The organism is Shewanella sp. S1-58-MNA-CIBAN-0166, assembly GCF_040310085.1.
Lineage (GTDB): Bacteria > Pseudomonadota > Gammaproteobacteria > Enterobacterales > Shewanellaceae > Shewanella.
Genome location: NZ_JBEOPN010000022.1, coordinates 80,729 through 95,562, shown reverse-complemented (window position 1 = coordinate 95,562; position 14,834 = coordinate 80,729). Strand labels below are relative to the sequence as shown.

Annotated in this window: 15 protein-coding genes; 6 read left to right on the top strand and 9 right to left on the bottom strand. The window is 40.9% G+C overall.

Annotated elements, in window-relative coordinates:
* Window positions 1-305 precede the first annotated feature (305 nt).
* Window positions 306-749, top strand: coding sequence for an RNA recognition motif domain-containing protein (locus AAEY99_RS14165; protein ID WP_101087393.1), 444 nt, complete (start codon window positions 306-308; stop codon window positions 747-749).
* Between the two features lie 47 nt (window positions 750-796).
* On the opposite strand, the gene murI is transcribed toward AAEY99_RS14165, so the two are convergent.
* Complete coding sequence (murI, locus tag AAEY99_RS14160; RefSeq protein ID WP_101087394.1) at window positions 797-1,576, bottom strand: glutamate racemase; 780 nt, start codon at window positions 1,574-1,576, stop codon at window positions 797-799.
* A 129-nt stretch (window positions 1,577-1,705) separates the two neighbouring features.
* On the opposite strand from murI, the gene trmA reads away from it, so the two are divergent.
* Window positions 1,706-2,803, top strand: a complete 1,098-nt coding sequence (gene trmA / locus AAEY99_RS14155; protein ID WP_101087395.1) for a tRNA (uridine(54)-C5)-methyltransferase TrmA — start codon at window positions 1,706-1,708, stop codon at window positions 2,801-2,803.
* Window positions 2,804-2,866: 63 nt separating this feature from the next.
* Here the strand turns inward: trmA and fabR are convergent, their stop codons facing one another.
* Window positions 2,867-3,484, bottom strand: a complete 618-nt coding sequence (fabR, locus tag AAEY99_RS14150; RefSeq protein WP_011635616.1) for an HTH-type transcriptional repressor FabR — start codon at window positions 3,482-3,484, stop codon at window positions 2,867-2,869.
* 156 nt (window positions 3,485-3,640) lie between these two features.
* On the opposite strand from fabR, the gene AAEY99_RS14145 reads away from it, so the two are divergent.
* Complete coding sequence (locus AAEY99_RS14145) at window positions 3,641-4,750, top strand: acyl-CoA desaturase (protein WP_101087396.1); 1,110 nt, start codon at window positions 3,641-3,643, stop codon at window positions 4,748-4,750.
* Between the two features lie 80 nt (window positions 4,751-4,830).
* On the opposite strand, the gene AAEY99_RS14140 is transcribed toward AAEY99_RS14145, so the two are convergent.
* The gene (locus tag AAEY99_RS14140; protein WP_351010931.1) at window positions 4,831-6,687 is read right to left on the bottom strand and encodes an MFS transporter; all 1,857 of its coding nucleotides are present in this window, start codon (window positions 6,685-6,687) and stop codon (window positions 4,831-4,833) included.
* The gene (locus AAEY99_RS14135) at window positions 6,674-7,288 is read right to left on the bottom strand and encodes a TetR/AcrR family transcriptional regulator (protein WP_101087398.1); all 615 of its coding nucleotides are present in this window, start codon (window positions 7,286-7,288) and stop codon (window positions 6,674-6,676) included. The genes AAEY99_RS14140 and AAEY99_RS14135 overlap by 14 nt, the downstream gene beginning before the upstream one ends.
* Before the next feature lie 196 nt (window positions 7,289-7,484).
* On the opposite strand from AAEY99_RS14135, the gene selD reads away from it, so the two are divergent.
* Together selD and mnmH are read left to right on the top strand one after the other, a co-directional pair.
* On the top strand, window positions 7,485-8,540 hold the full coding sequence (gene selD / locus AAEY99_RS14130; protein ID WP_192116496.1) for a selenide, water dikinase SelD: 1,056 nt from the start codon (window positions 7,485-7,487) through the stop codon (window positions 8,538-8,540).
* Window positions 8,540-9,640, top strand: coding sequence for a tRNA 2-selenouridine(34) synthase MnmH (gene mnmH, locus AAEY99_RS14125; protein WP_351010929.1), 1,101 nt, complete (start codon window positions 8,540-8,542; stop codon window positions 9,638-9,640). The genes selD and mnmH overlap by 1 nt, the downstream gene beginning before the upstream one ends.
* Before the next feature lie 302 nt (window positions 9,641-9,942).
* On the opposite strand, the gene cysQ is transcribed toward mnmH, so the two are convergent.
* Together cysQ and nudE are read right to left on the bottom strand one after the other, a co-directional pair.
* Window positions 9,943-10,752 (bottom strand): 3'(2'),5'-bisphosphate nucleotidase CysQ, encoded by an 810-nt coding sequence (gene cysQ / locus AAEY99_RS14120; RefSeq protein ID WP_101087400.1) that lies wholly within the window; start codon window positions 10,750-10,752, stop codon window positions 9,943-9,945.
* 116 nt (window positions 10,753-10,868) lie between these two features.
* The gene (gene nudE, locus AAEY99_RS14115; RefSeq protein WP_162022018.1) at window positions 10,869-11,456 is read right to left on the bottom strand and encodes an ADP compounds hydrolase NudE; all 588 of its coding nucleotides are present in this window, start codon (window positions 11,454-11,456) and stop codon (window positions 10,869-10,871) included.
* A gap of 77 nt (window positions 11,457-11,533) precedes the next feature.
* Here nudE and yrfG point away from each other — a divergent pair, with 77 nt between their 5' ends.
* Window positions 11,534-12,199 carry a GMP/IMP nucleotidase gene (gene yrfG / locus AAEY99_RS14110; RefSeq protein WP_351010928.1) on the top strand — a complete coding sequence of 222 codons (666 nt, stop codon included), beginning with the start codon at window positions 11,534-11,536 and terminating at the stop codon, window positions 12,197-12,199.
* Window positions 12,200-12,367: 168 nt separating this feature from the next.
* Here yrfG and AAEY99_RS14105 read toward each other — a convergent pair whose 3' ends face one another.
* The 3 genes from AAEY99_RS14105 to gspL are packed head-to-tail and all read right to left on the bottom strand — an operon-like array spanning window position 12,368 to window position 14,822.
* Window positions 12,368-13,129 carry a type II secretion system protein N gene (locus tag AAEY99_RS14105; protein ID WP_101087403.1) on the bottom strand — a complete coding sequence of 254 codons (762 nt, stop codon included), beginning with the start codon at window positions 13,127-13,129 and terminating at the stop codon, window positions 12,368-12,370.
* A 9-nt stretch (window positions 13,130-13,138) separates the two neighbouring features.
* On the bottom strand, window positions 13,139-13,615 hold the full coding sequence (locus AAEY99_RS14100) for a type II secretion system protein M (RefSeq protein WP_101087404.1): 477 nt from the start codon (window positions 13,613-13,615) through the stop codon (window positions 13,139-13,141).
* Between the two features lies 1 nt (window position 13,616).
* Complete coding sequence (gene gspL / locus AAEY99_RS14095; RefSeq protein WP_351010926.1) at window positions 13,617-14,822, bottom strand: type II secretion system protein GspL; 1,206 nt, start codon at window positions 14,820-14,822, stop codon at window positions 13,617-13,619.
* Window positions 14,823-14,834: the final 12 nt, after the last annotated feature.

The window sequence follows — 14,834 nt, the reverse complement described above, 5'->3', positions numbered from 1 at the left end:
CCGGTTTTCGCTTTCGCTGTATGCCGTGTCAGTGGATGCGCATTATAGGCAGCTTAAGATTTAGTGCAAGCGCTTTTATTCAAGATATGTTTCGAGCGTTGAACTTTTATGCAGATCGTTCTTTTTTTAGCTTTTTTGATTAAAGAACCACCTTTGACTAATTAGTAAATTAGTTGTTTTTGATATTTAAGTCGCTTTTGAGCTCAATTTTTCAACAGTGGTCTGGTTTATCTGGTAATTTTTAATTAGTATGTAATAGTATTTAACAGTTATTTATCATTTTTATATTCATTAGAGATTATTTTATGCAGAAATCATTCGTGATTGTTTTGATTGCGGCGCTTCTTGGCGCTTTTGTTTTTTCTCAGTTTGGCGGCACATCATCTTCGGTAGCGTTTATTGCTGGTGTAGTCGTTGCAACGTTAATTTTCACCTTTATACCAACAAGTGGTTCAAGCTCTTCTGACGAACCTTATGTTGGTCCTACAATGACACTATATGTTGGCAACTTGCCTTATCGTGTTCATGAGGGAGAAGTAAAGGCATTGTTTGGTGAGTACGGGCCTGTTAACTCAGTTCGTTTAGTACGAGACCGTAAAACTGGACGTCGCAAAGGATTTGGATTTGTTGAGATGTCTGAAGCGGGCGCACAAAAAGCAATGTCGAAATTAAACGACTATAGCTTTCAAGAGCGCACGTTAAAGGTAAGAGAAGCCAAATCACAAGAATCTGATTCGGAAAATAGCTAATCGTTATTGAACTAGGTTCTTAGCACTATAGTAAATTAATAGTGTTGTTAGTCGGTTATGGTTACCAGCGAAAAATCACTAAAACCATAATCGACTAATGTTGCTTTAAGCCCTTGGCTAATATCTTTGGTATAACATGCTTGTAATTGCTTATTGCCATTACTTTCTTTACTCAGTAAAAACCTTACCCGTTTTGCTACCGCCTCCCCTGAATCTAATAGTGTTACTCCTTCGCCAAGATAATGACTTATTTCTGTCGCTATCATTGGGAAATGAGTACAGCCCAGCACCAGTACATCAATATTAGTTGCCGCTATGGGTGCTAAGATATCGTTTAGCTTATCCATATCGATTGGCTGTTGAGCTACATACTGCTCCGCAAGTAACACTAAATCTGAAGTCCCAAATAATTCAACCTTACAGTTTCCGGCAAACTGATTGATTAATGCTTGAGTGTAATCTCGTTTCACTGTCCCAGGCGTAGCCAATAAACCAATGTGCTTTTTCTTCGATAACATGGCGGCAGGTTTAATAGCAGGAACAACTCCCACGATAGGAATGGTTAATTGCTGGCGTAATAGAGGCAATACCAAAGTACTGGCGGTATTACAGGCAACCACCACAATACTGGCGTTCAAACGTCGTGCATGATGAGTAATAAGTGCAACACATCCAGTTATTAACTCTTGCTCTGATAAGTTGCCATAGGGTAGGCGTGCATTGTCAAATAAGTAACAATAATCATGTTGTGGTAACTGTTTTCTAATTTGGTTCATTACCGACAATCCGCCGATACCAGAATCAAACACTAAAATAGGTCCAGACAATATGGGCTCCAAATATGTATATGTTCAGCATTAATCGTCGGGCCACTTTATACTTAGGTGCGTAATACTAGACATCAGCGTCATTTAGTATAATATTTGCGCCCTTTTTTACAGTATTAGGTGGACGATATGAATTTAGCTGCAATGGATCCTAAAAACTACGATGCACAATTACAACGAAAGCGCATCAAGCTAGAACAGGCCTTTGCCGATTTCAATCCACCGGCGCTTGAAGTCTTTGCTTCTGAGCCTATGCATTATCGTATGCGTGCTGAATTTAGAATGTGGCATCAAGATGATGACTTATATTACTACATGTTTGATAAAGCACTGAATGCAAAAGTGCGTTGCGATCAATATTTACCCGCTGGTTTGATTATTAATCAAATGATGGCCGCATTAATAGCAGAGTTAACACCTAATCCTGCATTGCGTTATCGATTGTTTCAAGTAGATTTCTTGTCGACATTAAGCGGCGAAATTTTAGTGTCTTTGTTGTACCACCGCCAGCTCGATGAAGAGTGGCGTGAACACGCGACTCTATTAAAAGCAAAGTTATCTGCTCAATTCAATGTCAACATTATAGGTCGTGCGCGTAAGCAAAAAATCGATTTAGACAAAGATTTCGTTGTTGAGACCTTAACGGTTAATGAACAGGTATTGCATTACAAGCAAATTGAAAACAGTTTTACTCAGCCTAATGCGAAAGTCTCTGTAAAAATGCTGGAGTGGGCTATTGATGCAACTAAAAACAGTCAGGGTGATTTACTAGAGTTGTACTGTGGTAATGGTAATTTTACGATTGCATTGGCGCAAAACTTCAATCGTGTATTAGCAACAGAGCTGGCCAAGCCTTCAGTTGATGCTGCGCAATACAACATCGATATTAATCACGTTGATAATGTTCAAATTATTCGCATGTCTGCTGAAGACTTTAGTGATGCCATGGCGAAAAAGCGTCAATTTAGACGTTTAGAAGGCATCGACTTAGACAGTTACGATTGCAATACTATCTTTGTTGACCCGCCTCGTGCAGGCATTGATCCAGAAACATTAAAGCTTATCCAAGGTTACGAGCGGATTTTGTATATTTCATGTAATCCAGAAACACTGAATGACAATTTGTTAACCTTAGGTCAAACACATAAAATAACTCGCTTTGCGCTATTTGACCAATTCCCATATACCGATCATATGGAATCAGGAGTATTACTAGAACGTAAGTAATACAGCTTAACTAACAAACAGGGCGCTAATGATTAGCGCCCTGTTTGTTATAATTGCGATAAATTAAGCACGGTTGTCAATTTTATGCTGTAACGCTTCAGCGCCTGTAGCCACCATACGCAGTTGTAGTACTAACTGATCGGCTAATGACTTACGCTCGCTACGCTTGGAATCCAACGCTGATGCTCCGGCATTAAAGACTAAAATAACCAATGCTTCAGCTTGAGCACGCGCTAACACAGGAGTGCGGTTTGCCTGGGCTTCGGTGTAATGAGCAAGTTCAGAAATAAAATGTTCAATTTCGCGCTCAACTGCGGCTCTAAATGCCGCAGAGGTACCTGAACGTTCGTGAAGTAGTATTCGAAATACGTTCGGGTTTGACTCCAATACTTCCATAAACGTGTCGACAGAAATACGGATCACACTCCCACCGGCTTCTGCACGTTGACGACCTTTACGCATCATTTGACGTAAGGTTAATCCACCTTCATCGACCATGGTCAAGCCAAGTTCGTTCATGTCTTTAAAATGGCGATAGAATGATGTGGGTGCAATACCAGCTTCACGAGCAACTTCACGTAAGCTTAGACTGGAAAAACTGCGTTCAGCACTAAGTTGATTAAATGCAGCATCCACTAATGCACGGCGGGTTTTTTCCTTTTGTTGTGCTCTAACACCCATTTACTAATCCATTCAGTCAATATTAATTCACAGATAATACCGTTTTTAAAACAGAAACACAGCCCTGTTAAGCTTGACCATGACTAGTTCCCTAAGTTAAATTAGCGTACAATTGTACGCTCAACTTATTTAAACCTATTATTGGAACCCTACTAAATGAAAAAACCTCCAATCATTTGGCTTAATACCTTGTTATTTGCCATTACTTTTATCGGCGCCGTGGTATTAATCCCTTGGCGTGGTTTTACCCATGGCTTTGATGGCATTGAATGGATTGCATTTGTTGTTTTCGCTTACGCAAGTGGTCTATCGATTACTGCGGGTTACCACAGATTATGGTCACACAAAGCCTATAAAGCTCACTCTTCAGTTCGTTTTTTATACGCACTAGGCGGGGCATTGGCGCTACAGAATAGCGCATTACATTGGTGTAGTGATCACCGCATTCATCACAAACATGTTGATAATAATGATAAAGACCCGTACTCAGCTCAAATGGGATTTTGGTACAGCCACATAGGTTGGATGCTGCGCGAGTATCAAGCGAGTCGTTACAGTGACTACAACAACGTGCGCGACTTACAAAACGATCGTATCGTTATGTGGCAGCACAAGCACTACTTAGCCTTAGTGATCTTAATGAATATTGGTTTACCGGCATTTATAGGCTGGCTAAATGGCGATATTTTATCAATGGTACTTATGGCAGGTTTATTACGCTTAGTGGTAGTGCATCACTGTACTTTCTTTATTAACTCATTAGCCCATATTTGGGGTAAACAACCGTACACAGATAAAAACTCAGCCCGAGATAATGCATTTTTAGCGTTACTTACATACGGTGAGGGCTATCACAACTTCCATCATATTTTTGAAAACGATTATCGCAATGGCATAAAATGGTGGGATTACGATCCAACCAAATGGTTAATCAAACTGATGAACTGGTTTGGTTTAGCGAGTGACTTACGTAAAGTGCCACAAGAACGTATTGAAAGTGCACGTTTGCAGATGCAACTTTTACAAGCTCAGAATCAGGTTGCTCACTTACCTAACTGCGATGAAATTATAGAAAAGTTTCAAGCAGAGTATGAGCTGATGAAGCAACACTTAGTTGACTATTATCAAGCTAAAAAGAGTTTGTTAGAGGCGAAGCGTAAGCAACTTACAGATCACAATCTGAAGCAACAAGTGCAATTATTACGTAATCAGTTTCTTGAACAACAACGAAATTGGAAAAGCCTAACAGCTGCCTACGCACAGTAAAGCTAATGCTTAATCATTTAAAAGGTCACGCCCACGCGTGACCTTTTTTGTTTTGATCAGCTTCACTAGTACATCATGTGCTAATTAAATTGCTGAGTCACCTGCTGCTGTAACGCTTTGCAATTGGTCGTAGCTCCGTCAACTGAAGGTGCAATACTCACCGATACTTTAGACCAGAAACGTTTAGGCAAAGTGGTCAGTGCATGCCCGCCTTTATGGCTAAAGTAAGATCCCCACAACCCTGTTAACGCTAACGGTATTACTGTTACAGGATCCCGTTGTAAAATTTTATCAATGCCAGGTCTAAACTCACCAATTTCACCGTCTGGGGTTAACTTTCCTTCCGGAAAAATACACACTAACTCATCGTTAGCTAATGCTTGGTGTATCTGTTCGAATGCGTTTAGATATGTCGACTCACACTTTTTAGGTGAACAGATTGGGATAACACCAGCGTGCCGAAACAAATACTTTAATAATGGAATTTCGCTAATCGACTTATCCATTACAAACCGAATAGGTCGAGTCGACGCGCCCATAATGACTAACGCATCAACGTAACTCACATGATTACTGACAATAATTCCTGCCCCTTGTTCCGGAATATGTTCTCTACCATGTACATTCACCCGATACATAACATGGCTCAGCAAATAACTGATAAAGCGTTGAGTAAACTCTGGCACTTGTGAGTAGACATATAACAGCACAACCAAATTAAGCACCCCGACAAGCATAAATAATTCAGGGATACTCCATTGAAATACACCCAGTAAGACTATCGATAATACTGCAGAGCCCACCATAAAGAAGGCATTAATGATGTTATTCGCCGCAATAGCTTGAGCACATTCTTGTTTTTCTGCACGAGTTTGAATAAACGCATACAGAGGCACAATGAATATCCCGCCACTTAGGCCGACAAGAAACAAATCGATCATCACACGATAATGCTGCGCGTTAGCGATAAATGACTCGAAGCTATACACAAAACCTGGCTCAACAAGCTCTAGCGGAATAGCCGCTATCATGTCAAAACTAAATACGCTTAAGCCCAAGACCCCAAATGGTAATAAGCCTAACTCAACATGCCCAAACGAAAAACGCTCACACACGTATGACCCAACGGCAATACCGACAGAAAATAGCGCCAGTAACAATGACACGACGGTGGCATCGGCATGTAAGTGCAGCTTGGCAAAGTTAGGGAATTGAGTTAAATAGGTGGCACCTAAGAACCAAAACCAGCTAATGGCGAGAATGGCCATCCAAATAGTCTTGGTTTGTCGCGCTTTATTAATACAACGCCAAGTGCCAGAAAATAACGAAAATTTACTAGGGTTTAAATCACCTTGGGCAGGCAATGAAGGAATCGCACGGCTAGCAAGATAACCACAAATAGCCAACACACAGACAATGATTGCCGCCCACGTTAAACCATTTTCATTAGACACCACCAAACCGGCGCTTAGGGTACCGACAAGAATCGACAAAAAAGTGCCCATTTCAACCAGAGCATTACCTTTTACTAACTCTGCTTCGCTTAGGGCTTGAGGTAATAATGAGTATTTTACTGGACCAAAGTATGCAGACTGGCTGCCGGTTAAAAATAACAGCAGCAACATCACCATATAACTCTGACTGATAATCGCGATAGCCGCTGTTGACATGATAATCAGCTCTAACAACTTTAACCGTCGAATCAATTTTGCCTTATTCATATTGTCAGCCACGATACCGGCATGAGCAGAAAACAAGAAAAAAGGTAAAATGAATACGCCAGCGGCCAAATTAACAAACAAGTTAACATCAATCGGTAATGTATTTAATTGGCTGTACGTTACCAGTAAGAGCAACACATTTTTATAAAAATTGTCATTAAGCGCCCCTAGGCATAAGGTCGCAAAATAGGGAAAAAATCGTTTAGTTAGCAGCATTTGAATTCCTTTTTATGCTCATTCCATCAATATAACTGTTTACATGACTCGTCAACATGTCTTGTAAACAGGATTGTGTCTCAAATAGTTTTCCATCCAATGACAAACACGTTAACCCATGTATTCCCCCCCAAAGTACGCGGCTCATCATTTCCACCTCTTGCTCACATGCAGAAGGAAAGTATTGACTTAGTTGGGACTCAACATCAGAAAATAATGACTTAATCAACCCGAGGTGAGCTGCAGGTAAAGGCTGGTCATCTGTCATTGTTAATTCAAATACCAATCGGAAACAGCGTCGATTAGCTAAAGCAAACTGACTATAAACGATTGCCATTTGCTCAATGGTTTGTTTTGGCCTGGTCGGTTTAATTAACTGTAACTGCGCAGCTAGCTGTAACAATGTTTGTTCAGATACCGCGAGTAATAAATATTGGTAACTACCAAAAATATTGATTAACGTGCTTGGCACGTAACCAATGGTGGTTGCAACTTTTCGCAAACTTAGGTTATCGACACCATGGCATTGTAAATGCTCAACCACAGCACTAATAGCCATATGGCGGATCTGTTCATGCGTATGCTCTTTTCGTCTCGCCACAATACCAACCTAAAAATGATATGCACCTTATTAAGTTGATAAATTAACAGCAAACAAAATAAAAAACAACGTTCATAATAATTATTTTTTTAATTAAAAATACACGACTAGGTTTGATAAACCGCGAATAACCAAGAAATAATCCTTGAGAAACATTATAATTGCTCATCAATAAGCCAGCGACAGAAACATAACCATGCCTCATACCGATATAAAACTAACCGAATATAGCCATGGCGCAGGCTGCGGCTGTAAGATCTCTCCTAAAGTCTTAAGCACCATTCTTGCGTCACAACTTCCAGTATTTACTGACCCCAATTTATTAGTCGGTAATCAAACCCGTGACGATGCTGCAGTTTATAAACTCAATGAGCAAACCGGCATTATCAGTACCACCGACTTTTTTATGCCCATTGTAGATGATCCATTTACCTTTGGAAGAATTGCCGCAACCAATGCCATCAGCGATATTTATGCCATGGGCGGCACGCCAATTATGGCTATTGCCATTTTAGGCTGGCCGGTTAATGTATTGCCCCCAGAAGTGGCACAGCAAGTGGTTGATGGCGGACGCCAAGCTTGTGCCGATGCAGGTATTATGTTGGCTGGAGGTCACAGTATTGATGCACCTGAACCTATTTTTGGTTTAGCGGTTACAGGCCAAATACCGCTTGAGCGAGTAAAACAAAACAACACTGCCAAAGCGAATGATCGTCTATATCTCACCAAACCGATTGGTATTGGCATTCTGACTACAGCACAGAAACAGAAAAAGCTGCGTGATGAAGACAGTCAAATTGCCCCAAATGCGATGTGTCAGCTCAACACGATAGGTATTGATATCGCTAAAATCACAGGGGTTAATGCATTAACGGACGTCACAGGATTTGGACTAGCGGGTCACTTAATTGAAGTCTGTCAAGGTGCACAACTTAAAGCTAATATCGTTTTATCCCAAGTCCCTTTACTCCCTAAAGTCAGAGATTACCTCGCTCAAGGTTGTATTCCAGGTGGTACCCATCGCAATTTTGACAGTTATAGCGAACATTTGCCGCCATTAACAGATGACCAGAAAGCGATTATTTGCGATCCACAAACCAGTGGAGGACTATTAGTTGCCGTGAGTGCAGAGGCTGAACAGGAACTTAAAACACTATTAGAAGCCAATGGAATTGACGCTATTTGTATCGGTATGCTCAATACTTATGAGCCACGCGCTGACGGACACGATATCCTTGTGGAATTAAACTAATGAGCGAGGTCATCCCCAGCTCAGAATATGGCAGACTTCTATTAGAAAACCGTCCATTAATTGACGTAAGAGCGCCTATCGAATTCATTAAAGGTGCTTTTGGCCACTCGATTAATTTACCATTAATGCAAGATGGTGAACGCGAAAAAGTGGGCACATGCTATAAAAGGCGTGGCCAAGAGGCTGCTATAGCATTAGGTCATGAGCTGGTGAAAGGTAAAATTAAACAGCAACGTATAGATGCTTGGCTTGCTCAATTGTCACAACATCCTGACAGCTATTTATATTGTTTTCGTGGCGGTTTGCGCTCAAAGCTATCACAGCAATGGATTAAAGAATCAGGCATGGACATCCCTTATATTGAAGGGGGTTACAAAGCCATACGTAGTTTTTTAATTAATACTATCGAGCAAGCGCCAAGCCAATCTAAAGTGCTGATTTTAAGTGGCATAACAGGTAGTGGTAAAACGGAAGTTATCCATCAGCGGAATGAATCAGTCGACCTTGAAGGCCTTGCCAACCATAAAGGGTCGAGCTTTGGCAAAAATATCGATCCGCAACCCAGTCAAATCAACTTCGAAAATAATTTAGCCGTGGCATTACTGCAGCATCAACAACAGCAACATAACCATTTGCTGTTAGAAGATGAAAGTATGCTAATTGGTCGTTCAGCCCTGCCAAAGCATTTTTACAGCGCCATGCAACAAGCTGATATTATCGTACTCGACGAGCCATTAGACGCGCGTTTACCGCGTTTATTAAATGACTATGTTGAGCAAAAACTGGCTGATTATGTATCTGGATTAGGTGAGCAAGCGGGTTTCGATGCATTTAAAGCATATTTGACTCAAAGTTTATTGGGCATTCGTAAACGCTTAGGCGGTAAGCAACATCAAGAATTGCAGGACTTGGTTGATAATGCGCTTAACGTACAACAAAGCCAAAATGATACCAGTAAGCATTTAGACTGGATAAATCTGTTACTCGATATTTATTATGACCCGATGTATCTGTATCAACTTGAAAAGAAACAGGACAGAGTTATCTTTCAAGGCGACAGAAAAGCGATACATCAATGGTTAGATAGTCATAAGTCATAAGTTATTTAAGCAAAAATGCCCTCATGATGAGGGCATTTTTATGTGTATCTCACCAAATTCAGTATTGAAATCAACATAAATTTGGTCACAGTAGTTCAAGACTCACTGTTATTAACGGATAAAACTGCACACTGCCATCGTTATTTAACCACGATGCACGATATAGTGTTGATGGTTTCTAGTGGCTACTGTTGCCATATCGTTACTCATGTCGTTGCCATCATATGATTAATAAATTAATCTCTGTTCGAAAAAGCAACACATCCAAAATATTAATTTATGTCCATTAAAATATAAACAAATTAATTAGTTAACAATATATCCCACGGGAGGTTAGCACTACCTACCACAATAAAATTTGGGTTTTCGAGTGTTTCACGCTCATTGTAGGTCATAGGCTGTAAATTAATATCAATCAGTGCACCACCTGCTTCTTCAATAATAATCTGCGCAGCACCAGTATCCCATTCACCAGTGGGTCCTAAACGGACATAGCAATCAGCACGTCCTTCGGCCACCAAACAACTTTTTAATGCTGCACCACCCATCACCACTAACTCACAATGATTGGGTTTATTGAGTAACTTTAAAACCGATTGCGGATCTTGACGACGACTAACGGCTAAACGTAAATGCTCTGGTTCATCACCGGTTAATTGTTTACTGGTGATACGTATCTCGTTCTTACCATCACGCTTATAAGCACCTAGCCCGGCTATTGCGTAATAACACACCTTAGTCATCGGCACATAAACCACTCCCATGATAGGACGGTTATGTTCAACTAAAGCAATAATCACTGAAAAATCACCACTACCCGCAATAAACTCACCCGTGCCATCTAATGGATCGACTAGCCAATAGCGTTTCCATGTTTCACGCACACTTAGTGGAATATCTGCAGCTTCCTCACTTAAAATAGGAATGTCGGGCGTGAGTTCAGCTAACTGACGGCAAATAATATCGTGCGCGGCTAAATCGGCAGACGTGACAGGGGTATTGTCGGACTTAATTTCGCGTTTGAAGTTACCTTTAAGGTAAATATCACGAATTTTTTGCCCAGCTTCCGTTGCGATGTCTATAACTTGCTCAATTACATCTTCTGGCTTCATTATTACTCCAATTGCTGGATTCGATAAGGATGACCTCACAAGGACATCAATAAATAAGGCTATTGCCTATTCGATGTTGCTGTTCAATGACTAACTCAATACTACTTGTGAATAACCTATTTTACGGCGTTGACTTCACGTGTAAGATTATCTGTTGGTGTATTGAGATATTGCTGAGTTAAAAAAAGTGCACTAACACTACGAGATTCTGAAAAATCAACATTCTCGAGTAATAACTGCCAATCAGATAATGGCCAAGGGATCACGTCTATTGGTTCAGGCTCATCCCCTTCTAAACGGCTAGGGTACAGTTTTTCAGCAACAAAAATATGCATTTTGCTGGAAAAGTAGCCTGGCGCAAGCGATAGCTCTTTTAGATAGGTCAATTGATAACTGCCAAAACCAATTTCTTCTTGGAGCTCTCGATTAGCGGCTTCAACTGCCGTTTCGCCTGGATCTATCAACCCTTTCGGAAAACCGAGTTCATAATTATCAGTGCCGGCGGCGTATTCACTCGCTAATAATAAATTACCTTGATGAATAGGCACTATCATCACCGCCCCTCTGCTACCGCCCTTCATTCTTTCATATTGACGCTCTACGCCATTAGAAAACTTAAGGTGTACCTGCTCGATTTGAAACAGTCTGCTTTTGGCAACAATTTCGGTATGCAGGATTTCCGGCTTTTTATGCCGCTGTGTCATTGAAGCCTCGTGTGACGAATTAATATATACAGGGTACAATCTTACTATTATGGGTATATTCTACAACCGGAATTTACATGTTTCCTTGGTATAAAATAGACACAGTGCTGCTCGACATGGATGGTACCTTGCTTGATCTGCATTTTGACAACCACTTTTGGTTACATCTTGTACCACAACAATTAAGCATGCTGCGTCAAATAAGTTTGGATGAAGCCAATACACTCGTTAAACAAGCTTACTATGATGTCGTTGGCACCTTAGATTGGTATTGTCTTGATTACTGGCAACGCTATTTACAACTCGATATTTTGGCATTACACCATGCATCGGCTGATAGAATTAAACTTCGCCAAGACAGCATGCCTTTTTTACAGGCATTAGCAGGGGCAAGTAAACAACGCATTTTGTTTACTAATGCTCACCCACAAAGCTTAGCGCTTAAGTTAACTCATACCAATTTAGGCCATGGTTTAGATGAAATGTTATCGAGCCATGAAAGCGGTTATCCCAAAGAACATCCGCAATTTTGGCAGTATGCACTGACTAAGTTCAACTTAGATCCGTCACGGTGTTTATTTATTGATGACAGCGAAGTGATATTAGCGGCATCGAAAAAGGCTGGCATAGGTTATCAACTCGGGATTAAAAACCCCGATAGCCAAAAGCCTCATATTGAATTTACCGACTTCCCAGCGATTACAGATTACCAACCGCTATCATTGGCACTTCAATCGGTATAAGCAATATCACTATATAAACGATTCAAGTAGTGATTGATCGTTAAATAGCGGCTGATGTCTGAACATAGTTAATAAGGTAGTTGATAAGGTTATTCGATAAATTATTGCCGATATGAAAATGCCTTGATAGTGATATCAAGGCATTAGTTATTCAAATATCAACCGATTTTACAAGCCAGGCACAACGCCTTGATAGTTAATAGGGTAATACCCTTGGCTGTCTTGTCGACCTAAAAAGGATAACGAATCACGTAAATCTTTAGGTTGGGCATCGGTAGGTTTAATTTTAGCACTCACTTTAACCAAGTTTGACTCGCCTAAAATAACAGTTCCCGTTAAACCTAATACGTTTTGGGTTTCATCAGTGGCAATTTGTAATTGCCCATCAAGGCAACTGAGCCCCAATGAAATGTTACCTAAAGGGTACACGCCATATTGATTTTTAACGTTAGTATTATTTAAAAATAATTTACCGTTTAATTGTGTACACCATGGTTTACCTTGCTCTAGCACTGCAACCATTAAGCTCACATCGCCATCAATTTGGGTTTTAAAAGGTAAACGGGCGCCCGCTAGTAAAAAACTATCAGGTAAATCAAGGCGAATATTTTTGGCAGTCAGCCCAGATAACGACCAACTCACACTACCTTTACCACTAACAGCCGTAGCTCGATTACCGATATTAAAATCGATATCGGCTTTACCAAGCAGTAATCCCCATGGACTTAACTGCCAACTAACGTGTTCTATTTGGCGTTGATCAATGGTAATTAACGCCGCCTTTCCTTGCCAAAGTGTACCTTCAGCACCTGTGATAACCACATTATTAGGTAACGGAGCGATACTGACTAACCAGTTCGCCGGTAAATAAACCAATAAAAACGCGAGGTAAATAATGACGCCAATGACTATTTTTGAAAATAAGCTCACAAAAAATCCTTACTGAGAAAGCTGAATACGTCTTACTTTTACAAAGCCAGCAACGTCTGATTCGGTTAGATCTACGCTGTCTAACGTTAAGCCCTTTTGCTCTACTAAGTCATGCAAGTAACCCAGTAACGCATCAAATGGCACGTCATCCATCCATAGCTGAATTTTATCGTCTTGCGGCTGCATGCGAGTGATCTCTAACTTATATTGTCCAGCTGTTTGATTTACCAAAGAACTTAAACTGCCACGAACTTTAGCTTGCGCACCCGCTTGTTTCAGACCCGCTATTTTATTGGCGGTTTGTTTAACATAATTTAACGTTTGCTGCGCTGCGCTGTTATCACGTTGGGCAGTTTCTTGAGCATTCGATATCGGTGTCCAAATGCCCCAATAAATGATGCCTATCGCCAATACTGCAGCACAAAAACCAACAAGTTGTTGTTCTCTAATGGCTAAACCTTGCCACCAACTACGCATGTTTTCCATGTTATTTATTCCTTAACGTCAGCGTACTGGTAACGCTTTCTTCGCTACTGTTCATGGCACCACCTTCGAGAAGATAGTCTTTGCTAACAAGCTCTTTAAATGTATCTATTTGGCCGTACGTTTTTGCTGTCACTTGCATTCGTAGCTCATTACGATTGGCTTCGTAACGCAAAGTGTTCGGTTTAAGTTCTGGCACCTTACTAAACGCTGGCTTTAAACCATCTAGCATTTCAAAAAATACTGCACCGCCACCTTGGCCTTGCATACTGCGTAATTCACTGCCCATTTGTGAGCGCATATTAACAATACGGTTTACACCCGGTACAGCTTGTTTAAAAATCATTTCGCTTTGAGCTTGCAGCTCTGCGGTCTGGTTATTCAGTTGATGAATGGCGATGCCTTTATTCGCTAAGGCTAAAACAATCGCAATCATCACTACAATCGCAGTATTTTTCCAGGTGAGTAACTGCTTACTGTATTCATGCTTAGGTTTATAAATGCCACTTAGCAAATTGATTGGGGCGTTCAAAATGCCTTTTGCTAATACCATCATCGGTAAATCGAGTGGCTTGTTATTAATTTCCACGCCTTCAAATACAATATCGTCACTGTAGCTTGCTACACTAATTGACTCATTATCATTAGGTTTTGCAGATGTTAATAGGTGTGGAAGTGCAAATGCAGACCATGCTTTAGGCACGCTAACGCCTCCACCTTCAGACGTTCGGATTAAATACTCACTACCAACACTCATTGCCGCCCAGCGACATTGCTCTAACGGCAACGCTAAACAATCTGGCACGATACGTTTTACTTTTAAGCCTGCATGATGGAGCCATTCAAGCCATATTTGCATTTGCTCATGCGCCACCGCAGCCACATTAAGCTGCTCACCTTCACGAGGCCCAACAACAAAATGCATATTGTCTACATTCGTCGCTAATGATTCCTCTAACATGTATGGCAACGCCTTTAATGCTTGGCGTTGACCTTTTTCGGGCAACATAATTTGTGTCAATGTCATGTTGGCCGCAGGCACAAGTACATCAACAGGACGATTACCGGCACGCTCAGCTAAAGTGCTGAGACTGGCGGCATCAGATAATTCACCAGAAGCGATGATCTCTTGCTCTTGTTCTGACCATACTAGCCACGAACATGGGTGTTCTGATGATTTTCCTAACCGGATAAATAGCCGTTCAGACACTGTTTATTCTCC

Excerpts from the sequence above, each read along its gene's own strand:
- trmA (WP_101087395.1), top strand. The coding sequence starts at position 1,706 with ATGAATTTAGCTGCAATGGATCCTAAAAACTACGATGCACAATTACAA.
- mnmH (WP_351010929.1), top strand. The coding sequence starts at position 8,540 with ATGAGCGAGGTCATCCCCAGCTCAGAATATGGCAGACTTCTATTAGAA.
- AAEY99_RS14165 (WP_101087393.1), top strand. The coding sequence starts at position 306 with ATGCAGAAATCATTCGTGATTGTTTTGATTGCGGCGCTTCTTGGCGCT.
- AAEY99_RS14145 (WP_101087396.1), top strand. The coding sequence starts at position 3,641 with ATGAAAAAACCTCCAATCATTTGGCTTAATACCTTGTTATTTGCCATT.
- selD (WP_192116496.1), top strand. The coding sequence starts at position 7,485 with ATGCCTCATACCGATATAAAACTAACCGAATATAGCCATGGCGCAGGC.
- AAEY99_RS14140 (WP_351010931.1), bottom strand. The coding sequence starts at position 6,687 with ATGCTGCTAACTAAACGATTTTTTCCCTATTTTGCGACCTTATGCCTA.
- AAEY99_RS14100 (WP_101087404.1), bottom strand. The coding sequence starts at position 13,615 with ATGGAAAACATGCGTAGTTGGTGGCAAGGTTTAGCCATTAGAGAACAA.
- yrfG (WP_351010928.1), top strand. The coding sequence starts at position 11,534 with ATGTTTCCTTGGTATAAAATAGACACAGTGCTGCTCGACATGGATGGT.
- cysQ (WP_101087400.1), bottom strand. The coding sequence starts at position 10,752 with ATGAAGCCAGAAGATGTAATTGAGCAAGTTATAGACATCGCAACGGAA.
- nudE (WP_162022018.1), bottom strand. The coding sequence starts at position 11,456 with ATGACACAGCGGCATAAAAAGCCGGAAATCCTGCATACCGAAATTGTT.
- fabR (WP_011635616.1), bottom strand. The coding sequence starts at position 3,484 with ATGGGTGTTAGAGCACAACAAAAGGAAAAAACCCGCCGTGCATTAGTG.